Source organism: Blautia sp. MCC283 (genome assembly GCF_018785565.1).
In the GTDB taxonomy this organism is placed as follows: domain Bacteria; phylum Bacillota; class Clostridia; order Lachnospirales; family Lachnospiraceae; genus Blautia_A.
Genome location: NZ_WQQB01000019.1, coordinates 1 through 26,982, shown reverse-complemented (window position 1 = coordinate 26,982; position 26,982 = coordinate 1). Strand labels below are relative to the sequence as shown.

The window sequence follows — 26,982 nt, the reverse complement described above, 5'->3', positions numbered from 1 at the left end:
AGAGCGATAGACGGGGCTCGAACCCGCGGTCTCGACCTTGGCAAGGTCGCGCGTTACCAACTACGCCACTATCGCATAAGCGGGTGATGGGAATCGAACCCACGTATCCAGCTTGGAAGGCTGGTGTTCTACCATTGAACTACACCCGCGCATCGTCGCTTCGGTGATTACCGATCGCTTGACCGCTGCAACGATGATTAGTATATAGTAAACCGTTTTATTTGTCAACAGGTTTTTTGAAATTTTTTAAGTTTTTTATTTTTTCCCTTTATTATCAATAATCCCATACATTTGTGGCGGAAACCTGACTCTTCGGTTTCTTGATCACAAGCTCCGGACTTTTGGCACTGACCTTGGTATTTGCAGGGATCGACTCTGTAATAAAAGTATTACCACCAATAATCGTATTCTCTCCCACAACGGTCTCTCCGCCAAGGACTGTAGAATTGGAATAAATAGTTACATTGTCGCGGATCGTTGGATGACGCTTCACATTGGCAAGCTGCTGTCCCATTCTTGTGGAAAGTGCTCCAAGGGTTACACCCTGATACAGCTTCACATTATTTCCGATCTCTGTTGTCTCACCTACAACCACTCCGGTTCCATGGTCAATAAAGAAATACTCCCCGATAGTCGCACCTGGGTTGATATCAATTCCTGTACGGCCGTGCGCATATTCTGACATCACACGTGGGATAAACGGAATTTCTTCTTTATAGAGAACATGTGCCAGACGGTATACATAGATTGCAAACAGTCCCGGATAGGAAAAAATAATCTCTTCCTTGCTCTTGGCTGCAGGGTCACCGTCAAAGCCGGCCTGCACATCTGTCAGAAGCAGTCTCTGGATCTCCGGAAGCTGCTCAAAAAATCCACATGTGGTTCTGTCTGCATGAGTTGCTGCCTCTTCCGGTTCCTCACCGTGATAAAGAAGTGCGATCTCAATCTGGTTTTTCAGTCTGTCATAAATATCGTTCAGTCTGTGTCCCACATAATACTCCGGAAATACAGTGGCACTGGTATCCGTACTGAAATATCCCGGAAATATAATGGATTTCAGATCTCTTACTATATCAATGATCACCGAACGGTTCGGCAGACGTCTGCCGCTCTTCGGCATAAAAAGTTCTTCGGAAGCGTAATTCTCAGTAAGTCCCTTCGCAACCTTAAGGATCGCTGATTTCTTGTCGCTCATAATTCCCTCCATTTCTGCACATCCACTTCTGTCTGTACACTTTACCCATTATCTTATTATAGTATGGAAGATTCGTCAATAATGCAGAAAGAAAAGTTTCAAAAAAGATTGACCTTTCCCCGGATACCTTATATAATAATAAAGGTTTGCACACGGAGATGTACCCAAGTGGCTGAAGGGTCCGCACTCGAAATGCGGTAGGCCGGGCAACCGGTGCGAGGGTTCAAATCCCTCCATCTCCGCTTTTCTGTCCGGCTGTGACAGAAGAAAGTTTTATTTATATTTTATGTATAAAAAACACTTTCATCTCTTGACAATTGTATGTTTTATATGTATAATTTCAACAGTGATGAAAACACAACCGAATATAGGGGATTGGTCAAATGGTATGATAGGGGTCTCCAAAACCTTTGGTGGGAGTTCGATTCTCTCATCCCCTGCTATTATAAGTGTTGAAAGTTCTTGTATTTCAAGGGTTTTCGGCATTTTTTATTTTTGTCATTCATTGCAGGTAACCAAACAGGTAACCAAAAAAGTAATCACCCGAACTGTAATATCATCATCCAGGTGATTACTTTTCAATCCTTTAATGCTTTGCCTCTCTCTGCATTATAGCATCAGAGATTTTTTCCCATCTGATACGCCTCTTCTACATACGGACTTCTTTTCGTCATATCCGGGCTTCCGCAACCGTATCCCAGCACCATTCCCTGATCTTTAAATCCACAATAACGTACCAACGTCTTATAATGAGCTTCCAATGCCTCAAACGTCCAGTCATCCGCATTCCATGCCACAGTGAGAAGTGCGGATTTCATATGTTTTCCATGGAGACTGCTGTTGTATGCACAAAATCTGTCCACAACGATCTTAAGCTGTGCGGACATTCCATAATAGTACAGCGGTGTCGCAAACACCACCATATCCGCTCCCAGTATTGCCTCCCGGATCTGCTGATTATCATCCTTCTGAACACATGGACCTTCATAACCACATGCAACACATCCGATACATGGATGAATATTCATCTTCGCAAGGTCAAACCGTTCCACTTTATGTCCAGCCTCCAAGGCTCCCTTGGTAAAACTCTCTGCAAGGATACTGGTAGAACCTTTTTTATTGGGACTTCCCTGTAAAATTATAATCTTCATAAATTCCACGTTCCTTTGACTCTTGTTTATTTTGCTGACAGATCAAGACTTTCTACCCAGTTCCGGATTTCTTCTTCCGATACACCGGAAGAAAATCTTTTACCTTCCTGCCAGTCTCCGGTCCCTGCCATTTCTGCAAGATTTTCTCCGCTGTCACCAAGGCCGGAAGATGCAGAAGTACAGAATGGGATCACTGTTTTTCCTGTGAAATCATTTTCTTTTACAAATTCATTTACCGGCCAGGCTGCTTCGCCCCACCAGATCGGGTACCCAAGGAAGACAACATCTGCATTCGGGAAAGATTCCGGTGTAACTTCCTCAAGCTTTACATCCTGAAGATCCGGGTCCTCATGTTCTTTGCAGACACGGCTTTCCGGATCATTATAATCCAGGTCTTCTGTAGTATATGCCTCTGCCGGCTGCAGCTCAAACAGTTCTCCGCCGGCTGCATCTGCAATTGTTTCAGCTGCTGCTTTCGTATTTCCGGTTGCTGAATAATATGCAACCAGAACTTTCGATGATTTTTCTGTGTTTTCGTTATCCTGCAAAGCCTCTTCTGTTACATCTGCTTCTGCTGTATCTGTACGATCTCCATCTGTCTGTTTCTGATCTGTATTCTCACTTTGTGCAGCTGTACCCGATCCACCAGCTGTGTCCTGAGTCTGTGATTCCGCAGTTGCTGCATGATCCTGGTTCTGGCTTCCGCACCCGGCGGTCATTGTCAGTGCAAACAAGACTCCAGCCATTACAATTGCTTTTTTCATAAACAATGCCCTCCTGTTTTGCAAAGCAGACATTCCCATTCTGCTCTGCCCAATTCAGTTCTTCTTATTTCCCGGAAAATCTTTTTTACACATTTATTTTAGCTTTCACACAGGATTCTGTCTAATACCTATTTTCACTTGCAAATCATGCCTCCAAAGCATAGTTTATTTTTATCAATGCCTGTTCTTTATTCCATATCCGTCTTTTCCGAAATCAGCGCCTTCATTTCTTCATACTGCTGTTTTCCCACCAGGAGCTTGTTCCCCTGTTTTTCGATCAGTCCCTGTTCAGAAAGCCTCTTTACTGCGCGGTTTATGCTTTTCAGACACATTCCTGTTTTATCTGCCAGGCTTTTCTGTCCTTCTTTTACACAGAGCACTCCTTTTTTCTGATATTGCTCATAGTGATTGACAAGCAGCAGGTACAAGCGATCCGTCCCGTTCATCAAAAGAAAGATACGCTCTTCATTTTTTCCACAACAAATGCATCAATAAGCCAGTCAGGAGCAGTCCGAAAATATGTTTCAAACTGCTCCCTTCTTTCCTGGCTTACTTCTTTTAAAAAGGGACATTTCTGATATAAATACCGTTCTCCCATATTCATTTCTCTGCCAGTATATTATTTTTTATTTCAGCTTCTCCAGGATTGATTTCCCGATGGTGCCCTCCGGCATTTTTACCCCGAAGTTCTCTGCAACAGAGGCGCCGATCACAGCAAATGTATCCTGGTCCTCAATAGCTCCCGTCTCTTTCATTTTCTTTGAATATGCAAGAAACGGTACATATTCTCTGGTGTGATCCGTTCCTGTATAGGTGGGATCATTTCCGTGATCTGCAGTCAGGATCAAAAGATCATCCTCCCGCATTTCATTCATAAGATTACCAAGTCCTTTATCAAACTTCTCGATCTCATGTCCATATCCCTCCGGATTTCTTCTGTGTCCCCACAGAGCATCGAAATCCACCAGGTTTACAAAACAAAGTCCATGAAAATCTTCTTTGCAGATCTCCACGGTCTGCTGCATGCCGTGTACAGAGCTGTCCGAGTGATAAGTCTTTGTGATTCCCTCGCCACAGAAAATATCGTTGATCTTTCCAACACCGATCACATCAAAACCTGCATCCTTCAATGCATTGAGCGCTGTTCTTCCTGTGGGCTTCAGTGCATAATCATGGCGGTTGCTGGTTCTTTTAAACTCACCCTTTTTCTTTCCCACATAAGGCCTTGCAATAACTCTGCCAACTCTCCACTCGTCTTTCATGGTCAGTTCTCTGGCAATCTCACAGCAGCGATACAGATTTGCAAGATCAAACGTCTCCTCATTTCCGCAGATCTGCATTACGGAATCCGCAGACGTGTAAACGATCATGGCTCCTGTATTGATCTCTTCCTCACCAAGCTCTTCAATGATTTCCGTACCGCTGGCACTCTTGTTTCCGATCACACGCTTACCGCATCTTTTCTCCAGCTCCTGGATCAGTTCCTTTGGAAATCCTGTCTCCGTAAAAGTAATAAACGGCTTTTTTGTATTGATCCCCATCATTTCCCAGTGTCCAGTCATGGTATCCTTGCCATTGCTGGTTTCCGCGATCCGCATATAACGCCCCATCGGTTTCTCCACGCCTTCCATCCTGCCGCCTTTATGCAGGTTCAGCATTCCCAGCTTCTGAAGATTGGGAATATCCAGAGTTCCCATCTTATCCAGGATATGTCCAAATGTATCCACACCTTTGTCACCAAATTTCTCAGAATCCGGCATTGCCCCGATTCCAAGTGAATCCAGAACGATCACAAATACTCTCTTATAAGTTTCCATAAGCACATTCCTTTCTGTCAGGCCAGATTAGCCGGTCCAAATCCAAGTGGTAAAAGTTCCTTTAAAGCAAAAATATCATATTTATCTTTGCTGACTGCCAGTATGATCTGAAAGGTTTCCGGATCACAGAATTCCATCATAACCTGTCTGCACACCCCACACGGTGCCGCATATTCTGTAAGAACGCCATCCTTGCCACCCACAATGCAGATTGCCTGAAATTCCCTCACGCCCTCACTGACCGCTTTGAAAAAAGCAGTTCTCTCTGCACAGTTCGTTGGGGTATAGGCAGCATTTTCTATATTACACCCGGTATAATAGGTACCATTTTTTGCAAGAAGTGCCGCGCCTACATGAAAATGCGAATATGGCACATACGAATGCTCCAGCTGTCTGATCGCCAGATCGATCATTTCTTCAATCTGTTTCTTTTCCATGATTTTCCCACCTTTCCTGAATAAAGTGAATGTTTCCATTTCACTGTGTTATGGCTTCATACTCTGCAGTCCAAAATCAGATAATATTTATCCTCTTTAATATCCTGCCCCTTCTTCTTTCTTCACGATCTTCACAATTCTGCTGGTTCCGAGACGATCTGCTCCAAGAGCAAGGAATTTCTCCGCATCGTCCATGCTTGAAATACCACCTGCAGCTTTGATCTTCACACCTTCTCCTACGTGTTTTGCAAACAGCCGGATATCATCAAAGATTGCACCTCCTGTAGAAAATCCGGTAGAAGTTTTGATATAATCTGCCCCTGCATTTGTCACAAGCTCACACATTTTAATCTTTTCTTCTTCTGTCAGCAGGCAGGTTTCGATGATCACTTTCAGGATTCTATCCCCACATGCCTCTTTCAGAGTACGGATCTCCTGCTCAACATCCTGATATTTTCTGTCCTTGAGCCATCCGATATTGATCACCATATCAATTTCATCCGCCCCGTTTTCGATAGCGTCTTTTGTTTCAAATTCCTTCGTTTTTGTGGTCATATTTCCATTTGGGAAACCGATCACTGTACAGATTGCCACCTTACCCTGCACATATTCGCTGGCCTGTTTTACATAGCACGGCGGAATGCATACAGAAGCAGTCTGGTATTTGATCCCGTCATCGCAGATCTGTTGGATCTCTTCCCAGGTTGCACCCTGCAGAAGCAGGGTGTGATCTACATGTTTTAAAATTTCATTTACGTTCATTTTTATTCTGCCACTCAAAATGTGATCAAACATACTCACATCGAGATAATGCGGATTCTCACGAATACCGCTTACTGTTTCTTCGTGTATGCTTTTGAGTAACTTGCGTTATCTCTACTCACAGATCCTAAGTACACTCCACAGTCGTAAATTCCCGAAATAGCCTTCGGTACATACTTACGTTTGCGGGATCATGCAATTTCGTAAGTTTTTGCATCTCTCAGATTCAGTGCTGCATTGAGATCTCTGTCTTCCGTATAACCGCATGCACATCTGTAGACTCTGTCTGAAAGTTTCAGGTCTTTTTTGATGTGTCCGCAACAGTGACAGGTCTTTGAAGAAGGATACCATCTGCTGACTATCCGTAATTCAATTCCAAATTCCTCACATTTTGTCTTCAGTTTTGTGCGAAATTCGTAAAATTTCTGTGATGCGACTGCTTTTGAAAGATGCCGGTCCTTCATCATACCGGATACATTCAGATCCTCAACCGTTATATGAGATGGCTTGGTTTTCGCAATCTCAGATATCGTCTTATTGATATAATCTGTACGGATGTTTTCCAGACGCTGATGAAGCTTCTGTACTTTCAGCTTTTGTTTACGTATATTTGCTTTTTGAGTGGGCTCTCCTTTCTTTAAATTTTCGTATTTACGGGAGATTTCAACCCCAGATCGATCCCTACACCATCGCTAAAGCAACTGTCTCTCACCGGATCTGTCACTTCTACCAGTGCGGAAACATAATATCTGCCGGCTTTCATAGAAATAGTTCCGCTTTTGACTATATATCCATCCCTGGATGTTGGGATGTAACCTTTCTCTTTCAGCCTTACCCATCCAAGCGTCGGGATCTTAATCCGGTGCCTTTCACAAAGACAGTCTTTGGGATTATTTCTTACAAAATACATTTTTACATCTGATCGTCCTTTTTTCTTATACCGTGGAAAACCACTTTGATGATGAAAAAATCTTGAAAAAGCTGTACAGGCATCTTCAATCGAATGTTTTACCGATTTGGAACTGACTTCCCTGATCCAGGAATATTCCTGATGATTCGGAAGATAGTCATTATTCAACCATACACTGAACGATTTACCGCTCATAAATTTTTTACCCAAAGTATAAAGTTCTTTATTATGAAACAGGTAAAAATTATAAATATATCTGCATGTGCCGATTGTCTTATGTATTTTAATCTTCTGCTCTTCTGTAGGATTGATCTCTGTTTTGAAACTTTTTAGCAATCTTATCATCCTTTTCTGGCTGATCCCTATTATTATTGGCTAATATGTTTATGAACTATTTGTTCTCATTCATTATACCATGTTTCAATATACAGAACAAGTGTTTTGGTCCTGACAGAAATTAATAAGTATATTTGAACACATTTAACATCTTTTTGTAATATATTCAGTTACGTGTATATTCTCCTTTTTTCTGTACCTGGTAGTCTGCACGGATCAGCTCCCGGATTGCCTGTACTGCAACCTGGATCGCCTTATCGGTATCATGTACCACCGGATTATCCAGCCCCAGTTTCTCTCTTTCCTGATTTGCAAGAACCAGGAAACAGGATCCTGCACGCACCTTTAAATGACTTGCCACTACAAAAAGAGCAGCGGACTCCATCTCTGAAGCAAGGCATCCGAGGCGCTTCCATGCCTCCCATTTATTCATCAGTTCATAGCTGACCGGCTTGGTCTCCGGCTCATGCTGACCGTAGAATGCATCTTTACACTGTACCACACCTGTATGAAATTCACAGCCTTCTTTTTTCGCACCTTCCACAAGTGCATTGATCACTTCCAGATTTGCCACAGCCGGGAATTCGATAGGTGCATACTCTTTACTGGTACCTTCCATACGGATCGCACCGGTTGCAACAACAATGTCTCCGCTCTTTACCTCCGGCTGCATTCCACCACAGGTTCCGATCCGGACAAAAGTATCTGCTCCGCATCGATAAAGTTCTTCCATTGCAATGGAAGCAGACGGTCCTCCGATTCCGGTGGATGTTACACTTACCTTCACTCCATCCAGTGTTCCGGTATAGGTTACATATTCCCGGTTATCTGCCACAAAAACCGGATCATCAAAATACTGTGCGATCTTTTTGCAGCGTTTCGGGTCTCCCGGTAAAATAACGTAACGTCCCACTTCTCCTTTTGCTACCTGAATATGATACTGTCTGCTTGCGTCTTCTGAATAATTTTTCATATCTGTCATCCTCTCTTTTTTTGTTTTATATATCCTCTTTTATTTTTTTACCTGGTCTCATTTTATCTTTGTCCTTTATCATAAGGAATTCCTTCCGCTTTCGGTGCCCTTGATTTCTGGGAAATAAAGGCAAGAACAACGAGAGAAATAATGTATGGCAGCATATTATACAAACTGCTTGGAAGTTTTAATGCCACAAGCGGCGCAAATCCGGTATACACGTTTGACAGCGCACGGAAAAATCCAAATAACAATGCTGCCAGTCCGATATTCACCGGTCTCCACTGTCCAAAAATCATAACCGCCAGTGCCAGGAATCCAAAACCTGCCACCCCATTCTCAAATTTCCACTCACTTACACCCGCCGTGATGTAGACCAGACCCCCAAGGCCCCCAAGTGCTCCGGAGATCAGCCCACAAGAGCAACCAGTGCCAGAACCGATGCAAAGATTAATGTATACTGAACTAATAATACCATATTATTTCCGGCCTCCTTTCTTTACCTTTACACTTTTTTCTTCTTTTTTATCCAGGTAACGGTTAAACCAGATCTTGAAGAAAAATACAAACGCACACAGATAAATAATAAATGCTGAGATCAGATCAGAAATCTGTGTACAGTATGTTGTTGTATCCACATAAGTACCACCACTGGTAATATGCTGGATAAAGTAGGAGGCGAAAATTGTTCCGATAGGATCCAATCCACCGAGAAATGCCGCTGCGATTCCATTAAATCCCATGCCCGGCACACTTGTCTGCTGTACCATCCACTGTTCAATTCCGCTTAAGTAGAAAATTCCCGCACCGAAACCGGCAAGACCTCCGGAAATCATCATGGTAACGATAATATTTCTTTTTTCATGCATGCCACAGTATTTTGCGGCCAGTTTGTTGATTCCTGTTGCTTTCAGTTCAAAGCCAAATTTTGTTTTCTGCAGCACAACCCATACAATAATCGCTGCGATCATAGCCATAGGCACACCAATAGTCATATATTTATTATGAAACAGTTCATTTAATCCAGCTGTTGGAAGCATTGCACTTTTGTTGTAGCTGAATAACAGTTTTGTATATGGTGTGGAACCATCCTTTACCTGTGATAATAACATATTTACGCTGTAAAGAGAAATCCAGTTTAGCATAATACAGGAAATTACTTCGTTTACATTCAGATATGCTTTTAATGCACCGGAAATTCCTCCCACCGCAGCAGCAATAAGTACTCCTGCGATCAGGCAAATATACCACGGCAGGTTAAATCTTAAGGCCATATACAGGCATCCACCTGCGCCGATCACATACTGACCTGCTGCACCAATGTTGAACAAACCTACTTTGTAGGCAAATATTACTGATAACGCACACATCAGAAGTGCTGACGCTTTTATTAAAGTTGTTCCAAAATATTTCGTCGTTGCTGCCGCATTCGGATAATAGAAAAAGTTTTTCATAATTGCTATGATCGCTTTTCCGGCACCGGAAGGCGAAATGATCAGAAGCACGACAAATCCAACAATAAGACCTATGACAATGCAGATCAGCGATGCCAGTACTGTCTGAAATGCATTATTTCTCAGAAGTTTCTGTTTTTTATCCATTCTCTTTTATCCCCTTTCTCTTTGAGCCTGCCATATATAACCCCAGCTCTTCTACAGATACTTTTTTTGGGTCAAATTCTCCTACGATCTCACCCTCATACATGACCAGAATACGGTCTGAAACATTCATAACTTCATCCAGTTCAAGGCTTACCAGCAATACACCCTTTCCCGCATCTCTCTCAGCAACGATCTGCTTATGGATATACTCGATGGCTCCCACATCCAGGCCTCTGGTGGGCTGTACGGCGATGAGGAATTTCGGATCGTTATCAATTTCCCTTGCAATGATCGCTTTCTGCTGGTTACCTCCGGACATGGAGCGCACCTTTGTGACCGTTCCCTGGCCGGAGCGGATATCATACTGTTTGATCAGACGGTTTGCATATTTTCTGATCTCTTTTCTCTTTAAGAAACCAAAACGGTTTGTAAACTGTGGTTCAAAATAACGTTCCAGAACAATGTTATCTTCCAGAGAATAATCCAGGACCAGGCCATGCTTATGTCTGTCTTCCGGGATATGGCTCATGCCGGAAGTGATTCTTCTTCGGATGGGCATGTTTGTAATATCCTGTCCATTCATTGTGATCGTTCCTTCCTTTACCGGTTCCAGCCCGGAAAGGCCATATACCAGCTCCGACTGGCCATTTCCGTCAATTCCCGCGATACAGACGATCTCACCTCTTCTGACATCAAAGGATACATGATTCACCGCATTGTTCTTGTGTTGTTTTGATGCAACGGTCATATTCCTTACACTTAATACAACATCTCCTGTTTTCGCCGGTTTTTTATCTACAACAAAATTTACATCTCTTCCAACCATCATTGCAGAAAGCTTTTCCGGTGTTGTATCTTTGATATCTACAGTTCCGATATATTTTCCTTTTCGAAGCACGCTGCAGCGGTCTGCCACTGCCATGATCTCCGCAAGTTTATGGGTAATAAACAAAATACTTTTACCTTCTGCTGCAAGGTTCTTCATGATCACCATAAGCTCATTGATCTCCTGGGGAGTAAGTACCGCTGTAGGCTCATCAAAGATCAGGACCTCATTATCACGATACAGCATTTTCAGGATTTCCGTTCTCTGCTGCATACCAACTGTGATATTTTCGATCTTCGCATCCGGGTCAACAGAAAGACCATATTTTTCAGACAGCTCCACAACCTTTTTTCTTACTTCATCCTTTTTCAGAAAGCCGCCTTTTGTTGTGGTTTCCACACCCAGCATGATATTATCCAGAACAGAAAAACATTCTACCAGCTTAAAATGCTGGTGAACCATACCAATTCCAAGTTCATTGGCATCATTGGGGTCCTGGATATCTACTTTCTTACCATCTTTTCTGATCTCGCCTTCCTCTGGCTGATATAATCCAAACAGAACACTCATCAGCGTGGATTTTCCGGCACCGTTTTCTCCAAGCAGTGCATGGATCTCGCCTTTTTTCAACTGAAGTGTGATATTGTCATTGGCTACAATCCCCGGAAAACGTTTTGTTATATTTAACATTTCAATCACATACTCGCTCATTGTTTTCCTCCTTTATTTCATCATTCATGTTTTATTATTTAATGCTGCCGTAATCGGTTGCTGTGATCTCTGTTTCCGGAAATGTTGTACTGTCGCTGGACACTTCATATTCTCCGTTATACATTCGCTGTACCAGCTTCTGATAATCTTCTTTCGTAAAAGTACCATCCCACTGCGTGGTCTCTTCCGGAAGCTGTACATAATTTTCAGCCGGATCCGGGGATTCCATTCCAAGGTTTTCGATTTTTCCTACATATTTATCCCATTCATTATCCAGGATCGCATCCAGCACATTATCAATGGTAACCTGCAGACCTTTCATTGCAGAAGTCACAGTCAGGCCTTCTTTGTAATCGTCAATAGTTGCGGACTGGTCGGAGTCAACACCGATAACTTTTCCGCCGGTTTTAACTGCCGCCTCTGCCGCAGAAGTATAAATTCCTCCACCACAGGCAAATACAACTTCCACACCTTTTGATCCATACCAGGTATCCATGTAAGCCGTGATATCTGCGTCTCCATAGAACTGTCCGCCACATACATACTCAACCTGTACTTCATCTGTGATTCCAAGCTCTTTTGCAGCTGCATCTGCTCCCTGAACATATCCGTAGCCATAGCGGTTAACTGCCGGAACAGACATTCCGCCCAGAAATCCCAGATGGCGGTATCCAAGCATGACTGCCGCATAACCGGCCATAAATCCGGAAAGTTCTTCCTGATAAGTACAGCAGTATACGTTATCCTCATTGTAATAATCCGTTACATTATAGTGATCCGGATTGTAGTCATATCCTTCTCCGATACCCTTTTCGCAGATATCACCGGCACTTACATCCAGTGCCAGGAATTTCACCTCCGGGTACAGATCCGATTCATCGATCACAGTCGGTGCAAACACATAGCCGGAAAGCACAATTACATTCGCGCCATCTGCCACTGCCTGATCCACACTTGCTGTTCTGGCTTCATCCGAATCGCTCTGGGGTTTGTAATAGTTGAACTCAATGTTATTTTCCTTTCCCCATGCCTTACATGCTTCGTAAGTCATCTGATTGAAGCTCTGGTCTGTGATATCACCGGAGTCTGTTACCATTGCTACTTTCATTTTCTCTTCTGAAGCATCCGCCGCATTTTTGTTCTGTGTGCTTCCACATCCTGCAAGCGATCCAGTCATCGCCGCCGCTAATAATACTGCCATTATTTTCCGTTTCATTATGGCATCTCCTTTCATGATTTTTGTTCTGTCTTCCGCATTTGTTAGGCCAAAGTATAAGTGACATTGGTCCTTTTTCATAGGACACATGTCTTTTTTTAATGGTCCTTTCTATATTTCGTTGGTTATTTATAATTTGTTATCTTTCTTTTTGGTTATTTTATACAATTTCTCTACATCTATTTTCCTGCTGCATTATGTTTTCGGGCACAAAAAAAGGACTGCACCTCAATACAGTCCATTCCTTTCATTCTTTACATACATCCACCCAGCCCTCAGCTCCGGAAATCTGTTCCAACTCTTCGATGGAAAGCTTCACGGCACTGTGATCATCTCCTGCTGCCGGATAAACAATGTCAAACTGCCGCAGGCTCTCATCCAGATATACATTCACGCCTTCGTTGATCCCGAACGGGCAAACGCCTCCAGGTGCATGTCCAATCTGGCTTTCTACCTCATCAAATGGTATCATTTTCGCTTTTACATGAAAGGTACCCTTATATTTCCGGTTATCGATCCTGGCAGTTCCTTCCGTCAGGATCAGCACCGGCTGGTCATCCTGAAGAAACGACATGGTCTTTGCGATCATCCCCGGTTCCACGCCCAGAGCCTGGGCCGCCTCCACAACGGTCGCCGTAGAATCTTCCAGCCGGATCACATGATCCAGCATTCCTTTGTTTTTCAGATATTCTTCTGCTTTTTCCAGTGACATTTCCTGTACCTCCAAAATATCTATTTTATGTCAAAAATCCCTTACAAGACCCGTTCATACATCTTGTATTTCGTCCAGCCGGTATCCTCATAAAACATATCTTTTGCCTGGACAAAACGAAATCCACATCCTGTATAGAGTCTCTCCGCAGCTGTATTGGTACCCAGGATATCCAGCCTTACCTTTTTTTCTTTTCCGTTTTTGCCAGTTTCAGGATTTCCTCCATGAAATACCTGCCGATGCCTTTACCCTGCCTGGAAGGAGAAACAGCCAGTGCATGGGGCACAAGAATTTCATTTTCTCCACATTCAATGCTCCAGGTCACGCCTGCATATCCTTCATTACAGGCACTGTTCAGGATCACGCTTGCACAAAGCCCACCCCCTTCTTCCAGTACAAAAAGTTCTCCTCTGTCAATGCTTTCCTGTAAAAAAGAATCTGTGGGATAAATTCCTTTCTTCCATCCGATCTTATCATTCTGATCACTCATCTCATCGATAAGATCCCAGTAAAACTGTTTTATCCTGTGAAAATCTTCCAGGTTTGCTTTCTTAAATAACATCGTTCATTCTTCCTTACATTATAGTCCAGTTTATTCATAAGATATAATGATTTTCTTACAATGCTCACAACGATAAGCATCAATCCGGTCACCATATATCATTTTTGACAGGCCTTTTTCTGTATTTAACCGCATGGACTCACCTCTGCTTCTCCATTCCATTCCGGAAGTCAAGCGGATATTCGCAATCCGCTTCGCTACGTAGCTCTACACCAAATAACTGCTCCGCAGTTTATCAGGAGGAGCTTGCACTCCTCCTGATACAAGCAAGTCCCCACCTACTGCTTATTGCTTTTCGCAATTGAAGCAGGGGACTTACTTGATTTGGTTAAAAGAATGGATCTGACCCTCACACATTTCTCTTCCGCAATAGGGGCATTTCAGCTTAACTTCCTCTGCATCCAGATCTTTTTCAAGGCACACAAGCTGGATATCCGGAATCCCGTTAAACGTACATTTTACAATCCCTGTTTCCTCATATCCAAGCTTCTGGTACAGCTTTCTTGCCCGGGTATTCCGTGCATTGGTATCCATTCGCAGTGAACTGCATCCGCAACGTCTGGCATAATCTTCATAGAATGCCACAAATTTTTTTCCATAGCCTTTATTCTTCTTTGAAGGTTCTACAGCCAGACAATGCAGCACCATAACTTCACTGTCCTCTGCTTCTACTCTCCACCGGGCATATTTATATTCCTCAACCTGGATCTGATTGATGATTGCTGCTGCCACAACTTCATTTTTCTCTTTCATAACGAACAGATCATTCCGGCTCAAAGCATCTTCTGCTGTCCTTCTCACCGGATATACATTCCGGATCCATCCGATCACAGCTCTTCCATTTTCTTCCTCATCATGAATATGTTCATAAATTCTCTCGATATCGTCAATATCTGTTTCTTTTGCTTTTAATATTTCCATTATCCTGTCTTTATCCTTTCTTCTGATCTGATTCAGAAGAGCCAGGGCCGCTTTCCTGCCTGCTCAGACACTCTTTAAGCTCAGCCAAAATTTTTGCCTCCTCAAGAGGTTTGGTAAGATGCTGGTTCATCCCGGAAATACGGCTGTTAATGATATCCTCAGAAAATGCATTGGCGCTCATGGCAATGATCGGTATTGTTCCGGCATCTGTTCTCTTCATGGAACGGATCTTGCGTGCCGCATCCCAGCCATTCATATTTGGCATCATAATATCCATGAAGATCACATCATAATACCCCGGCTGCGCTTTTTCAAATTTTTTCACTGCTTCTTCCCCATCAGCCGCACACTCTACGCGGATTCCGTTATTTTCCAGCATAAATTTTGCAATTTCCATGTTCAGTTCATTATCTTCCGCTATCAGGGCGCGCATTCCCTCAAAAGACATTTCCTGCCTGGTTCCGTTATCTGTTTTTGAAATTTCGTTTTTTTCCGGCTGTCCGATCTTAAACGGAAGTGTCATTGTTACAGTTGTCCCACTGCCCTTTTTACTTTTTATCTCAATGGTACCTTCCATTCTTTCTACAATCTTCTTAGCAATCGCAAGGCCAAGCCCCGCACCTTCGTATTTGGTTCTGCTGGTTTCATTTTCCTGAGAAAACATCTCAAATGCATGGCTTATAAACTCTTCACTCATGCCGATTCCGTTATCCTCGCATACAAATTCATACATCACATGACTGTCATCCACAGATTTTTCCCAACACCATACATGTATCGTGCCTCCTGGTTCTGTAAATTTCACCGCATTATCCGCAACTATCGTCAGAAGTCGCTCCAAATAAGCCGGGTTTCCTACCAGATATACATGCTTTAAATTTCCTTTTTTCCAGTCCACCACATAATCAATATTTTTTTCTTCCGCCAGAATCTGCTTATCGGTATTTGCTCTGCTTAACACCTCTGTGAGATCAAAATCCAGTTCCTGTTCAATAATATCTCCGGATTCCAGTTTACTCATATCCAGTATATTGCTTACAAGAGAAACCAGATGTTTGGAGGATTCCAGAACCTGATCTCTGCATTTTTGCTGCATTTCAAGATCATTTGGATAATGGTTTGCAAGATCGATCATACCGATGATCCCGTTCATTGGTGTACGGATATCATGACTCATGTTTGACAAAAACCTGGATTTAAGAGCTGCATCTTTTTTCGCTTCCGCCACCTGATACAGAAGCGATGCTTCCCGTTTCTTTGCCGCACTGATACTTCGGATCGCACAGAGCACATGTGTCAGATTTCCATCTGTGTCCCTCTTTTTTTCAATAAAACGAAGTTTATGCCAGTTTCCATCCTTCATCCGGTATTCCATGGCAATGGTTTCTTCATTCTTCATTCGTTCCGGCAGCGTAGAAATATCTGTAAATTTAAAAAATGCCTCCTGATATTCCTCCGCAATATATTGTCTGTATACTTTTTTATTATTGACTGACAGAACACCGGAGTTTATAAAATTCAACTGTTCTTTATCTTTGTTTGAAATTTCTTCAAACCAGTCCGCCTGGATATCAATTCTTGATATATACTGATATGTTTTTGCAATGGAAGATATGATCTCGTTTCTCAGTTCCGCTTCCTCCAGTGCTTTCTCCAGTCGTTTCTGTGTCGCTTTTTCCTTATAAAGAATACTGTCTATACTGCGATATCCTAAAAATATGGTAAATGTTTTCTCATCGCTTTTTCCCTGTACCGCATAGGCTTCATAATATTTATTTTTTTCTGTTTCTGAAACGCTCTGGTAATGATAGGTAATCTTTTCCGTATTACAAAGCCTTCTCTTCATATTTCTGCAGGTATGCCAGTTCAGGAATTCTTCTCTGTCCTGTTCTAAAATAAAGGAATCCGCATATTCTTTCGCATAATCATCAAAATTGGCAAATGTTTTGTCTTTCCTGTCCGCCAGTTTTCTGGCATTTGTATTTTCAGCAAGACGGAGAGTCTCAAATTTTCCGGAATTAAGTTCTATCCGATACAGGGAAACGTACTCCGGAAATAGTTTTCTTATGATAAATTCTTCATCGCTTAGCGGTTCCTGTATCTCGTCATCTGGATTTCTGTCCTTATCCCATGCCTGGATCAGTCCGGAACAGAATCCGCTCTTCCCGATAGGTGTGATTGTCACATGATATTTTTTTCCTTTTCGAATCACCATTTCACTGGACCTGTTCTCATATGCCGCCCCATAACAGGCGTATAACCACTTCTCATCAATTTTCGGGAACAGATCCAGAAAGGACCGATCGATCATCGCTTCCAGCCTGTAGTCTTTTATATCTGCAAAGGCCTGATTACAGTAACGGTAGATCCAGTCCACCGGCTGTCCTTTATCGTCCAGCACAAGTTCCAGCACGCAATATCCTACAGAACTATGGTCAAAAATATTCAGGTTAAATTGTTCTTTATATGACGGCATGGCATCACCTCCCTGATGATGTTGATTATTTTTTTATCAGATAAGAATATTTTCGAATCTGATAACGCAACAATTCCCTAATTCGATTACAGATTTCTTCAGAATATATCCCCGCAACGGAATCCAGAATGGCATTTACATCCTCAATGTTGAAATTAAAATCTATCTGGGTTCCATATAATTCTTCTGCTGCCTCAAGCTGAATGTCAAAATCCATGCTAAAAGGTTTTGATTCTATTTTTTCCAGGCAAGCCTCGTAGGATAATTCTAGTGGATAGTCCACACTGGTATCTGCAAATATGCAAAGTCCCTGGTCAAATAAAGGGCTGAGCGAATATCGCTGTGTTTTTTCATTATAGATCACAGCAATATTATTGGTATGTCTGTCCTCATTTACAAAAAAAGCATCAATCTCCAACATTGCCGTAATATACTTGCCAAAACCTTCAATCTCAGTTATACGTTCAACCTGTTCTACCATATACTGAATTCTTTCCGTAACTTCTTCAAAATCAGTCAGCCTTATAGCCAGGCTTTCCCCCATATATTGGCGATACAATTTCTCAACTGGAATCAGAATTTCATTCTTTTTTAAAAAATCCTCACTAACACAACCAGATATAACCTGCTCTTTATATTCGATCTGAACGGGCTCATATCTTACAAACGGATAGCTCAATTCACTTCTGTCCAGAAGCTTCGAAACAAGTACCTCTGCCAGGCTCTCATATCCCATATAATCCGCCTTGTACCACAGGTTCTCAATCTTCCATTTACGTTGATCACCTTTTGATATATGCCCTGTCTTATGCAAAGGAGAATATTTATCAATTTCAACTTTATCCATAAAAATCATCTCTCCTTTTTTACCATCATGATCCATTGGTGATCCCCTTCCATATATCCATCTGTTTTTTCAATAATCAGAAGTGGATCGTAAAAAGGAATTCTCATATCTCTCAGGATTTCTTTTGCATGATCGCGTGTCCTGGGAAAACATCTGTCCTCCAGAAAATACTCAAAATCATTCCAGCTTGGATTATCCACAACTCCAAATGCTCTTAATGGTATCTGATCCGTATAATTTTTAATATAAATTTTTTCGTGTAAAAAATCTATATCTATCATCGTGCACAGATAATCCCTGTTCATAAAATACATCCTCATTTTTACATCTGGATCTTCACTGAAATTATGCACACGTTTTATCTGACTGTAGATCGTCTGTCTGGATACATGGTATTTTTTTGCAATTTCTGTAATCTTCACACCCTGCTTCTGCAACGCAAGGATATTCGCAAGCTGTGGATCTGTAAAAGAATTCTTTCTGCCGACAGGACTCCTGTTTGCAGAATTTCCTTTTTTTCTGTAGCATGCTGCATCTTCTGCGATTCGCCTTAATTCTTTAGCATCTGTTGTACCAAAAATCTCTCTGATCTGTTCCGTTAAGTCTGGTTCTTTTACTTTCATATAACCACCTCAGTTTGACTATAACATGCAAAAGAAAAAAGTGTCAAGTTTTTATTTCTTGACACTTCTTTCTTACGCAAATATTAGCTCTGTCATGTTTTATCAACCATATTCCTTTTGACTTTTCCTGAAATTTATGATACCGTTAGTTAGTAGAATCTAACAGCAAATCAATATCAAGGAGACGTTGCTATGACCCCTGAAGAATATAAAAAACTTTCTGTCAAAGAATTTACGCAGGCAGCCAAAATCTATGACAGCGGCCATGCCGGTATTTACGAAATGTGCAAGGACGATTATCCTCCGATCCTGGCCGAACTGGAAAAAGAGCCTTTCTGCGATGTCCTGGATTGTGGCTGTGGAACCGGCCCGATGATCGAACTTCTTCATGAGAAATATCCGGACAAACACTACACCGGCCTGGATCTTACTCCTGAGATGATCCATGTGGCTCAGGCCAAGAATCTCTCCAACACGGAATTTCTTGTAGGTGACAGTGAAAATCTGCCCTTTGAGACGGATTCTTTTGACGCCGTTATCTGTGCAAACAGCTTTCATCACTATCCAAATCCCCAGGACTTTTTTAACAGTACCTACCGTGTCCTGCGTAAAGGCGGCCGCCTGATCCTGCGTGACTATACTTCCTCCAACTTTGTTGTCTGGCTTATGAATCATCTGGAGATGCCCCTGGCTAATCTGTTCGGACACGGCGATGTAAAGATACACAAACCTGCAGAATTCATCGCCATGGCAGAAAAAGCCGGCTTCACCGTACTGACTATGGAAAAGCAGAAAGGCTTCCGCGCACATCTTGTTGCGAGGAAATGATCTATATATTTCCCAGAAAATCCCGAATCACTTTTACATAATCATCCGCTTTCAAAATCGTAGAGAGATGTCCGCCTGAAACATACTGGATGACAGGATCATGCATCAGCTGTATAAGGTCTTTCTGCATCTTTCCGGAAAAGAAATCCTGGTCTGGAAGTATCAGAAGTATTTTTCCCTTAAGCATCCTAAAATCCGTTTCCGTAACCGGCGTCTGCTTCATCAGATCAGCCAGCAGACCAGAAATATGCACATCTTTTTCTTTGGTATAATCTTTGAAAATGGTTTCAAACATATCTTTGGCATATGCAAGTTCTTCCTTGCTCTCGTTCCGGCTATGTCCCATTCCGACTTTGATCAGTTTCGGTTTCAGTTTCTCATAATTACAATGCTTCATATAAAACAGCATCAGCGGTGCCAAAAAATACTTTTTCCTGAGACTTTTTATCGTCTCTGCATCCATACCGCCTGTTGAGATCAGAATAAACCCTCCAACTTCCTTTGGATACGCCTGCGTGTAGATCTGGGCAACCATACCGCCATCACTTGCACCTATAAAAACCGGCTCTTTGATCCCAAGCTTTTCAAAAAAACCGTGCAAACTCTATTTTTTACAGCTCTTATCTATTCTGTCTCTGACTTATTTTTTTCCATACAGAATGCCCATTCCACTTATCATCCACGGTGTTGTCACAAAACCTGGAATGAACCCCAGCTTCTTCTCCAGGTTTCCTATGTAATGTACTTCTGAGATTCCTTCTGCTTTTAATATGCGGACAAATTCATCCATATCTCCGTACAATGCTTTCTGAGAAAACATATCCTGGAAGGAAAAAACTCCACCTTTTTTTACTACTCTGAGCGCTTCTTTTACCACATCTCTCTTGTCTTTTGCAGAGCGCACTTCATGAAATACAAAGTTGCTCACTGCAGCATCAAACGTTCCGTCCGGAAAATCCAGTTTTGCAGCATCACCTTTCCAGAAAGTGATCTGATCTGCAACTCCCTCGATCCGCGCATTTCTCTCACACTGCTCTTTTGCATAACTCCATTCTACTCCCCAGTAATCCACTGCGGTGATCCTGGCCTCAGGAAACGCTTTTGCACAGCGAACTGTAAGTGCAGCAGCTCCGCATCCGATATCCAGAAGCTTCCCTTCTCCGTTCCATTTAAGATGATCCACAAGATGCTCATGGACTCCTGCCATCATATTGCCTTTTCCAAATGCGAAAATTTCATGGCAGATCAGCATGTAGACTGCATAGAGCAGTGACAGTATGCAGAGCGCCCCCAGCACTATAGCAATCACCGGCTTATGCAACACAGCCTTCGCTGCTACAGTAATTACAAGAAAGACTGCTGCCAGCCCAAACATCAGATACAGCATTTTCTCTGGTACCCAGTTTCCATAATTTGTTTTTTCTTTCATGCTTCTTACCTCCAATTCCCACATATTCCGTCATTTTTTCAGTTCCTCTCAAATCCAAGAAATCTGGTTCCCTGAAAACTTAATTCACCAACATCTCCCTCTGCCATCTGACCATATTCCTTTCCTGCGACAGACAGCTCCATCCGGTCACCGCTTTTTACTTCAAAAGTCACATAGTAACTGGTTGATGTAGTGGTGCTGAAACCATCAGACTGCTGATTATGGAAAACCTTCGTTCGCTTTGCAACAATCTTAGCAGTGACCGTTAACCTGGGAGAATTGTTATTTTTATTCCATGTGCTGATATTTTTCACAAAAATATAAACCATCGTTCCTAAGACACAGAAAAATATAATTGCAAATAAAATATTAAATACCTGGTCAAGTCCATAAAACATAATTTCTTCCCCCTTTATCTGCCCAGAGATTCTTTTATTATATCGGCGTTCCTACCTCGATCAGATTTCCATCATTATCCAATATCATATCCAAGCCAAACAGATCATGATAAAACTGTTTCGATTTTTCGATATCTTTTACTACTATCAAAACGTTTTTTAATTTCATAGACACTCCTCCAACTCTTATTGATTGAAGTTTACCACACTATAATGTTCTATACAACTAACATATTTACTGTCAGTCACTTCATCTTCTGAATTCTTTCGGAGTACTCGGATGTCTGAGAAAATTTCAAAAACATGACACTGATGAATAACACCACAATTTCCACCACCGGCATTACCATCCACAAGCTGTTTCCTCCGAACAGTACCGAAAAAAGCAGAATCACCATACCAATAGCAGATGCAAGTGCAGCTCCGCCGAGATCACAGCCGTTCCAACCGTTCATTGATCGTAAGATATTCTATAAACTTCCTGGTTGCCGGAGTCAGCTTTGTTCTGTCTTTCATTACCAGTCCAATTTCTCTGAAATATGGATTTCTGAATGATCGGATCGCGATCTGGTATGGAATCCGTTTCAGGATCATATCTGGAAGCACTCCGATCCCCAGTCCCCGCTCCACCATTGACATGATGGCATAATCTTCCCATGTGGTAAAACGGATATTGGGATGTGCATGGTTCTTCTCCAGCAATTCGGATACCTCCGTTTTTCCTCCGTGCTTTATCTTCGGATCTATTTTGTCAGTTATCCCTTTCTGCTGCTTTATGATTTTGGTTCTGCGATCCTCAGAGCCTGCGGCAACAGCCGTTATCCCTTTCTTGCTCTCACTCTGTCGGGAATTGTAAATGTGTTTCTAAATATTATATTTGTGGTATTCTTTAAGCTTGGCGTTTCCGGAGTTGCCGCTGCTACAGTTCTGTCCACCATGCTTTCTGCGCTCCTTCTGATCTGCCGCCTGAAAAAGGATACTTCTTCTTTTCCATTTGCACTTCATAAATGTGATCTTTATTCCGGATCTGTAAGTGCAATTCTTAAAGTGGGAATCCCTTCGGCCATCCAGGGTGCTGTATTCTGCTTTGCCAATATCTTTGTACAGGCCTCTGTGAACAGCTTTGGCTCTTCTGCAATTGCAGGCAGTACCATTGCCATGAACTTTGAATATTTTACCTATTACGTGATTACTGCTTTCGGTCAGACAGCTACCACCTTTACCAGCCAGAATTACTCTGCCGGGCAGCTTCGCCGATGCAGAAAAATCCTGCGGATATGTCTGGTCTTCTCTATTGTGAGCAGTCTGATCCTTATTGAACCACTTGTCATATTCCGGAATTTTTTTGCAGGATTTTTTTCTGCAGATCAAACAGTGATACAAAATGCCTGCCTTCGTATCCTGTGCATTCTTTTTTTCGAACCGCTGTGCAACCTATACGAGATCCCGGCAGGCGTATTAAAAGGTACCGGACATTCCCTGTACCCGGCTGTTGCTACTATTATTGGAAACTGCTGTTTTCGCATTGTATGGATCTGTACGGTTTTCAGACATTATCATCAGTTAAATATTCTGTATTATGCGTTCCCGATTTCATGGGTGTTAACGATAATCCTTATTACAATCGGATTCATTGCAAAAAAGCCAGGTAAGACGTTTTGACTTATCTGGCTTTGAAGTATCATATTCTTCCGTGCGTAAAGAGGACATTCGCAATCCGCTTCGCGACCTGTGTTCAGGATGTTATCTCATTTCCACAATTTCCCTTCTTTATAATGTTTTCTGCAAAGCGCCACATAGCTCTCATTTGATCCCAACATGATCTGGGCACCTTCCCGCACAATCTTTCCGTTGGAATATCGGGTATTGCACTGTGCACGCTTCCCGCACCAGCAGACAGTGGGAACTTCTTCGATAACATCTGCTATTTCCATCAGTCGCCTGGAACCGGGAAACAGGTGGTTCAAAAAGTCTGTACGAAGGCCATAGCAGAGAACCGGAATCTCATAAAAATCCACAATATCTGATAATGTATCGACTTCTTCCGGGGAAAGAAACTGTGCTTCATCCACCAGAATGGCATTTACTTTTTTGCCATGATACAGATATTCTGTTTCCTTTCCATTCCATAATTTTGAAATTTCTTTCAGAAAATCATCCACATATTCAGCCGGAGCCGACAAGCCTATCCGGGACTGGATCTTATGCTCTCCATCCCGGTCGTCTGTTCTTGGTTTTAACAGTATCGCATACTGACCACGTTCTTCATAATTATAACGAACCATCAGAATATTGGCAGATTTCGAGCTTCCCATCGCCCCGTATCGGAAATATAGTTTTGCCATTTTTTGTTTCTCCTTTATTACTCATACTGCTCAGGTCTTCGAAGGGATAAATAATCCAGGCTGCTTCTGACTTTTTTTACCTCCTGCAGATCAATATCACACACCAGTAACTGCTCCCTGTCATCTGCTTTTGCAAGGACTTTCCCTCTTGGATCGATCACGATGGATTCCCCGGCAAACTGCATTTTATCTTCTGTTCCGACACGGTTGCACATGGCAATGAAAACCTGGTTCTGCATGGCCTGAACCCGCATTTCCCATTCAAACATTTCCATTGGCTCTGCTTTTGTATTTGCAGTCGGGACTATGATCAGGTCTGCACCTTTTTTTGCACAGGTACGGATGCTTTCCGGCATATGTCTGTCAAAACAGATTACAATGCCGATCTTTCCAAATGGTGTGGCAAAAACTTTAAAGTCGTCCTCCGCCGGTGTATAATAATCCTGCTCATAAAAATTTTCATTCTGTGCGATGTGGACCATTTTTGCAGTATCTCGGATTTTTCCTTCCGGGGAGATCCAAAGAGAAGTATCGTATCTGGCTCCTTCTGATTCCAGATAGACATTTGGTGATAAATAATATCGATGCTCCCTGGCTTTCTGGCACAATCTTACCAGTGCATCATTATCCATATCTATACAGTAATGATCCACACATATATTGTGATACTGCGGAAAAAACGGTGTCAGCTGTATTTCCGGAAAAAAGACCAGATCACAGTTTTCTGCCATATCACAGTATTTCAGGCTTTTATCAAGATTCTCGGATATTTCCTTTCCCATACTCATCTGTACAAGTGCAATTTTCATTTACCGTTCCCCTTCACATCCTTCATTTTTTCCAAAAGTTTGCTATAAACATGCTCCACAAACCACGGTTCTGTAGATCTCTCCAATGCTTCTTCCGGTGAAAACCAGGCTACACCGCTGTTTTCGTCTGCTTTTATGGAAACCGCTTCTTCCGGATCTGCCTCAAGGAGATATGTGATATTAAAGTGCAGATGGCTGGATACATATTTTCCTTTTTTCACATGGCCGTCTACAGTCAGGGATTCCATGGAAAAAATCTCCTCAGACACCGGATGAACGTTGGAAATCCCCGCTTCTTCCTTTACCTCCCGGATTGCAACAGACAGAAGATCCGTCTCCCCATCCGCATGTCCTCCAAGCCAGGACCAGGAGTTGTAAATATTGTGATATACCATAAGAACTCTGGTTCGCTCCCTGTTCACAACCCAGGCGGAAGCCGTCATATGGGCTACTGTATTTTCTCTGGAAAAAGCATTCTCATTATTTCTGATCCAGTCCAGGATCAGGATTTTATCTCTCTCCTCCTGCTCGTTATAAGGCTTATATTCTTTTATCTGATTGATCAGTTTCTGGCAGTTCATTGTTATCCTTTCCTTTCGACTTTATCAACACAATATCAATACACCACTGGTAAATCCCGCATCCTGTACCTGTTAACAGACAAATAAACCTTTTGCTTATCTGGATAGCCTCATATACAAAAGCGGATACGGATTCCCTTCCTCATCATACTCCGTTCTTTTATATGTCTGAAATCCCATATGCTCATAAAAGCCGACTGCCTGGGGATTCTGTTCGTTTACGGTGAGTTCCTGAATGTTATAAGTTTCAATACCGTACTGAAGCAGCTGCTTTCCAAGCCCTTTTCCTCTGACCTCCGGAGAAAGGAAGAGCATTTCCAGCCGATTACTGTCAATTCCCATAAATGCAACAGGCTCTCCGAATTCTTTTTCCGCAATGATCAGATATTCTACATTTTCTATTGCCATGGGAACGTATTCCCTGATCTTGATGATCTCTTCTTCCGAAAGAAAATCATGGGTTGCCCGTACAGAACTTTCCCAGACATTTAATAACTGCCGGATCAGTTGCTGAGTTCTCTCCTGAACCTGAACGATCTTTTTTTCCATCTATTTATCCTCTCGTTTATCTTATATCAAACTGATATCAGTATACCATAAAAAAGCCAGAGCAGCCTCCTCAATTTCGGAAGCTGCCCTGTCCCATTTTATACTTTTACGCTCCACATATTTCTGTATTTTCTGAAATAAAAAATACTCATAAGAATACTCAAAACCTCACCAGCTGTAATGGACATCCATACTCCATCCATACCAAAGATCCCCGGCAGAACCAGTACCGGCACGATCATAAAGATAACCGTTCTGCAGAACGATAAGATCGCAGATGTTTTTCCATCGTTTAATGCAGTGAACCAGCCGGATGCAAATACGTTGCAGGCCATCATAAGGAAGCTGGTTGCCACGATCCGGAATCCATACAGTGCGATCGTCTCCACCTGGGCGTTGTTTTTTGCAAAAAAATCTACTACAGCACCGCCTGCCAGATAACTTAGCACAGTGACCACAATTCCTGCAATTCCCAAAGTCCATATACTGATGCAGAACAGCTTGGAAAGCCGTTCTTTATCTCCACGTCCCAGATTATAACTGACAACAGAAGAAATTCCATTTATATAACCACGGAACAATCCGCCGAACAGTTCCTGTGCATACAGGATAATCGTCAGAGAAGCCACTCCATCTGATCCGCCAATCTTCATCAGAATACGGTTAAACAGAATCGCGATTACAGAAAATGCAAGCACATTGACCATCTCTGAAGCGCCATTAATACAGCTGTTCACAATAGTCCGCATTCTCCACTTTGGTCTTACAATGTGCAAAATCTGTTTTCGATTGAAGCTGAACCATAAAATTCCTGTAATGGACGGAAATGCATATCCGATTCCTGTTGCAATAGCTGCGCCTGCCAGTCCCCAGTGAAAAATCGCGATAAACAGCCAGTCCAGTACAATATTCAGGACTCCACCCATAACCGAAAGTGCAGCACCGAAACCTGCTTTTCCTACTGTAATGAAACTAAGCTGAAATACCATTCCAAACACTGCGAAAGGCAGTGTGATCAAAACCTGAATCATATATTCCCTGCAATAATGCAGAAGTGCCTGATCCGATCCGAGAAAATATCACAGCGGGTTCAAAAAAGCAAAACATAAAGCTGCCAAAACTACAGTGAACTACTCGGCAACTGAGTTACCAGAGCATCTGAATTAAGGCGGGATACCGCCTTTTCAGGGTGCGTCCATGACA

General features: G+C 42.4%; 31 protein-coding genes, 4 tRNA genes and 2 pseudogenes. 4 read left to right on the top strand and 33 right to left on the bottom strand.

Features of this window, described 5'->3' with window-relative positions; translation table 11 throughout:
* Positions 1 to 2 precede the first annotated feature (2 nt).
* The 3 genes from GPK81_RS06950 to epsC form a co-directional block, all read right to left on the bottom strand.
* Positions 3 to 75: transfer RNA gene (locus GPK81_RS06950), tRNA-Gly, on the bottom strand.
* Positions 76 to 78: 3 nt separating this feature from the next.
* A tRNA-Gly gene (locus GPK81_RS06945) sits at positions 79 to 149 on the bottom strand.
* A gap of 125 nt (positions 150 to 274) precedes the next feature.
* Positions 275 to 1,195: a serine O-acetyltransferase EpsC gene (epsC, locus tag GPK81_RS06940; protein ID WP_174088637.1), complete on the bottom strand. Its 921-nt coding sequence runs from the start codon at positions 1,193 to 1,195 to the stop codon at positions 275 to 277.
* A gap of 154 nt (positions 1,196 to 1,349) precedes the next feature.
* Here epsC and GPK81_RS06935 point away from each other — a divergent pair.
* Both GPK81_RS06935 and GPK81_RS06930 read left to right on the top strand, forming a co-directional pair.
* Positions 1,350 to 1,437: transfer RNA gene (locus tag GPK81_RS06935), tRNA-Ser, on the top strand.
* A 127-nt stretch (positions 1,438 to 1,564) separates the two neighbouring features.
* Positions 1,565 to 1,635, top strand: a tRNA-Trp gene (locus tag GPK81_RS06930).
* A 177-nt stretch (positions 1,636 to 1,812) separates the two neighbouring features.
* Here the strand turns inward: GPK81_RS06930 and GPK81_RS06925 are convergent.
* The 19 genes and pseudogenes from GPK81_RS06925 to GPK81_RS06840 form a co-directional block, all read right to left on the bottom strand.
* Positions 1,813 to 2,346, bottom strand: a complete 534-nt coding sequence (locus GPK81_RS06925; protein WP_118071675.1) for a flavodoxin family protein — start codon at positions 2,344 to 2,346, stop codon at positions 1,813 to 1,815.
* 26 nt (positions 2,347 to 2,372) lie between these two features.
* Positions 2,373 to 3,110 (bottom strand): flavodoxin, encoded by a 738-nt coding sequence (locus GPK81_RS06920; protein ID WP_252196622.1) that lies wholly within the window; start codon positions 3,108 to 3,110, stop codon positions 2,373 to 2,375.
* 188 nt (positions 3,111 to 3,298) lie between these two features.
* The gene (locus GPK81_RS06915; protein ID WP_215706755.1) at positions 3,299 to 3,556 is read right to left on the bottom strand and encodes a helix-turn-helix domain-containing protein; all 258 of its coding nucleotides are present in this window, start codon (positions 3,554 to 3,556) and stop codon (positions 3,299 to 3,301) included.
* A 180-nt stretch (positions 3,557 to 3,736) separates the two neighbouring features.
* The gene (locus GPK81_RS06910; protein WP_021976101.1) at positions 3,737 to 4,927 is read right to left on the bottom strand and encodes a phosphopentomutase; all 1,191 of its coding nucleotides are present in this window, start codon (positions 4,925 to 4,927) and stop codon (positions 3,737 to 3,739) included.
* Between the two features lie 17 nt (positions 4,928 to 4,944).
* A complete protein-coding gene (locus GPK81_RS06905; protein WP_174088629.1) occupies positions 4,945 to 5,364 on the bottom strand; it encodes a cytidine deaminase in 420 nt (139 codons plus the stop codon).
* A 96-nt stretch (positions 5,365 to 5,460) separates the two neighbouring features.
* Positions 5,461 to 6,126 (bottom strand): deoxyribose-phosphate aldolase, encoded by a 666-nt coding sequence (deoC, locus tag GPK81_RS06900; protein ID WP_021976103.1) that lies wholly within the window; start codon positions 6,124 to 6,126, stop codon positions 5,461 to 5,463.
* Positions 6,127 to 6,317: 191 nt separating this feature from the next.
* Positions 6,318 to 7,381: pseudogene (locus tag GPK81_RS06895) on the bottom strand (RNA-guided endonuclease InsQ/TnpB family protein).
* A 157-nt stretch (positions 7,382 to 7,538) separates the two neighbouring features.
* The gene (udp, locus tag GPK81_RS06890; protein WP_215706754.1) at positions 7,539 to 8,345 is read right to left on the bottom strand and encodes a uridine phosphorylase; all 807 of its coding nucleotides are present in this window, start codon (positions 8,343 to 8,345) and stop codon (positions 7,539 to 7,541) included.
* A 62-nt stretch (positions 8,346 to 8,407) separates the two neighbouring features.
* Positions 8,408 to 8,755, bottom strand: a complete 348-nt coding sequence (locus GPK81_RS06885) for a hypothetical protein (RefSeq protein WP_330627589.1) — start codon at positions 8,753 to 8,755, stop codon at positions 8,408 to 8,410.
* Between the two features lie 69 nt (positions 8,756 to 8,824).
* The gene (locus GPK81_RS06880; protein ID WP_215706753.1) at positions 8,825 to 9,946 is read right to left on the bottom strand and encodes an ABC transporter permease; all 1,122 of its coding nucleotides are present in this window, start codon (positions 9,944 to 9,946) and stop codon (positions 8,825 to 8,827) included.
* Positions 9,939 to 11,483, bottom strand: coding sequence for an ABC transporter ATP-binding protein (locus GPK81_RS06875; protein ID WP_118071673.1), 1,545 nt, complete (start codon positions 11,481 to 11,483; stop codon positions 9,939 to 9,941). Before GPK81_RS06875 ends, GPK81_RS06880 begins: the two co-directional genes overlap by 8 nt.
* 34 nt (positions 11,484 to 11,517) lie before the next feature.
* On the bottom strand, positions 11,518 to 12,699 hold the full coding sequence (locus GPK81_RS06870; RefSeq protein ID WP_215706752.1) for a BMP family lipoprotein: 1,182 nt from the start codon (positions 12,697 to 12,699) through the stop codon (positions 11,518 to 11,520).
* A 247-nt stretch (positions 12,700 to 12,946) separates the two neighbouring features.
* Positions 12,947 to 13,411, bottom strand: a complete 465-nt coding sequence (locus tag GPK81_RS06865) for a YbaK/EbsC family protein (protein ID WP_215706751.1) — start codon at positions 13,409 to 13,411, stop codon at positions 12,947 to 12,949.
* Positions 13,412 to 13,589: 178 nt separating this feature from the next.
* Positions 13,590 to 13,973 (bottom strand): GNAT family N-acetyltransferase, encoded by a 384-nt coding sequence (locus GPK81_RS06860; protein WP_215706750.1) that lies wholly within the window; start codon positions 13,971 to 13,973, stop codon positions 13,590 to 13,592.
* 30 nt (positions 13,974 to 14,003) lie between these two features.
* Positions 14,004 to 14,135 (bottom strand): PF20097 family protein, encoded by a 132-nt coding sequence (locus tag GPK81_RS18680; RefSeq protein ID WP_274602817.1) that lies wholly within the window; start codon positions 14,133 to 14,135, stop codon positions 14,004 to 14,006.
* A 153-nt stretch (positions 14,136 to 14,288) separates the two neighbouring features.
* Positions 14,289 to 14,894 (bottom strand): GNAT family N-acetyltransferase, encoded by a 606-nt coding sequence (locus tag GPK81_RS06855; RefSeq protein WP_215706749.1) that lies wholly within the window; start codon positions 14,892 to 14,894, stop codon positions 14,289 to 14,291.
* Between the two features lie 10 nt (positions 14,895 to 14,904).
* Positions 14,905 to 17,370, bottom strand: coding sequence for a hybrid sensor histidine kinase/response regulator (locus GPK81_RS06850; RefSeq protein WP_215706748.1), 2,466 nt, complete (start codon positions 17,368 to 17,370; stop codon positions 14,905 to 14,907).
* Positions 17,371 to 17,395: 25 nt separating this feature from the next.
* A complete protein-coding gene (locus GPK81_RS06845) occupies positions 17,396 to 18,217 on the bottom strand; it encodes a hypothetical protein (protein WP_118169983.1) in 822 nt (273 codons plus the stop codon).
* A 5-nt stretch (positions 18,218 to 18,222) separates the two neighbouring features.
* Complete coding sequence (locus GPK81_RS06840) at positions 18,223 to 18,840, bottom strand: helix-turn-helix domain-containing protein (protein WP_148448129.1); 618 nt, start codon at positions 18,838 to 18,840, stop codon at positions 18,223 to 18,225.
* A gap of 192 nt (positions 18,841 to 19,032) precedes the next feature.
* Between GPK81_RS06840 and GPK81_RS06835 the strand changes: the two genes are divergently transcribed.
* Entirely contained in the window at positions 19,033 to 19,668 is a 636-nt protein-coding gene (locus GPK81_RS06835; protein WP_118169987.1) for a class I SAM-dependent methyltransferase, read from the top strand.
* 1 nt (position 19,669) lies between these two features.
* On the opposite strand, the gene GPK81_RS06830 is transcribed toward GPK81_RS06835, so the two are convergent.
* From GPK81_RS06830 to GPK81_RS17990, 6 genes and pseudogenes are all read right to left on the bottom strand, one after another.
* Positions 19,670 to 20,269, bottom strand: a complete 600-nt coding sequence (locus GPK81_RS06830; RefSeq protein WP_021976117.1) for an alpha/beta hydrolase — start codon at positions 20,267 to 20,269, stop codon at positions 19,670 to 19,672.
* A 39-nt stretch (positions 20,270 to 20,308) separates the two neighbouring features.
* A complete protein-coding gene (locus GPK81_RS06825; protein WP_174088613.1) occupies positions 20,309 to 21,097 on the bottom strand; it encodes a class I SAM-dependent methyltransferase in 789 nt (262 codons plus the stop codon).
* A gap of 38 nt (positions 21,098 to 21,135) precedes the next feature.
* Entirely contained in the window at positions 21,136 to 21,495 is a 360-nt protein-coding gene (locus GPK81_RS06820) for a DUF2500 domain-containing protein (RefSeq protein ID WP_148448121.1), read from the bottom strand.
* A 58-nt stretch (positions 21,496 to 21,553) separates the two neighbouring features.
* Positions 21,554 to 21,664: pseudogene (locus tag GPK81_RS06815) on the bottom strand (VOC family protein); the annotation flags it as partial.
* Between the two features lie 76 nt (positions 21,665 to 21,740).
* Positions 21,741 to 21,950 (bottom strand): hypothetical protein, encoded by a 210-nt coding sequence (locus GPK81_RS06810; RefSeq protein WP_174088611.1) that lies wholly within the window; start codon positions 21,948 to 21,950, stop codon positions 21,741 to 21,743.
* Positions 21,928 to 22,197 (bottom strand): LysR family transcriptional regulator substrate-binding protein, encoded by a 270-nt coding sequence (locus GPK81_RS17990; protein ID WP_180214449.1) that lies wholly within the window; start codon positions 22,195 to 22,197, stop codon positions 21,928 to 21,930. Before GPK81_RS17990 ends, GPK81_RS06810 begins: the two co-directional genes overlap by 23 nt.
* On the opposite strand from GPK81_RS17990, the gene GPK81_RS06800 reads away from it, so the two are divergent.
* Positions 22,174 to 23,157, top strand: coding sequence for an MATE family efflux transporter (locus GPK81_RS06800; protein ID WP_330627586.1), 984 nt, complete (start codon positions 22,174 to 22,176; stop codon positions 23,155 to 23,157). The genes GPK81_RS17990 and GPK81_RS06800 overlap by 24 nt on opposite strands.
* Before the next feature lie 86 nt (positions 23,158 to 23,243).
* Here the strand turns inward: GPK81_RS06800 and GPK81_RS06795 are convergent, their stop codons facing one another.
* The 5 genes from GPK81_RS06795 to GPK81_RS06775 all read right to left on the bottom strand — a co-directional run bounded on the left by GPK81_RS06795 (position 23,244) and on the right by GPK81_RS06775 (position 26,810).
* Positions 23,244 to 23,840: a thymidine kinase gene (locus GPK81_RS06795; protein WP_021976122.1), complete on the bottom strand. Its 597-nt coding sequence runs from the start codon at positions 23,838 to 23,840 to the stop codon at positions 23,244 to 23,246.
* 17 nt (positions 23,841 to 23,857) lie between these two features.
* Complete coding sequence (locus GPK81_RS06790) at positions 23,858 to 24,649, bottom strand: carbon-nitrogen hydrolase family protein (RefSeq protein WP_118169990.1); 792 nt, start codon at positions 24,647 to 24,649, stop codon at positions 23,858 to 23,860.
* Complete coding sequence (locus tag GPK81_RS06785) at positions 24,646 to 25,230, bottom strand: NUDIX hydrolase (RefSeq protein WP_118169992.1); 585 nt, start codon at positions 25,228 to 25,230, stop codon at positions 24,646 to 24,648. The genes GPK81_RS06790 and GPK81_RS06785 overlap by 4 nt, the downstream gene beginning before the upstream one ends.
* A gap of 96 nt (positions 25,231 to 25,326) precedes the next feature.
* On the bottom strand, positions 25,327 to 25,779 hold the full coding sequence (locus tag GPK81_RS06780; RefSeq protein ID WP_118063142.1) for a GNAT family N-acetyltransferase: 453 nt from the start codon (positions 25,777 to 25,779) through the stop codon (positions 25,327 to 25,329).
* A 98-nt stretch (positions 25,780 to 25,877) separates the two neighbouring features.
* Positions 25,878 to 26,810: an MATE family efflux transporter gene (locus GPK81_RS06775; RefSeq protein ID WP_215706746.1), complete on the bottom strand. Its 933-nt coding sequence runs from the start codon at positions 26,808 to 26,810 to the stop codon at positions 25,878 to 25,880.
* Positions 26,811 to 26,982: the final 172 nt, after the last annotated feature.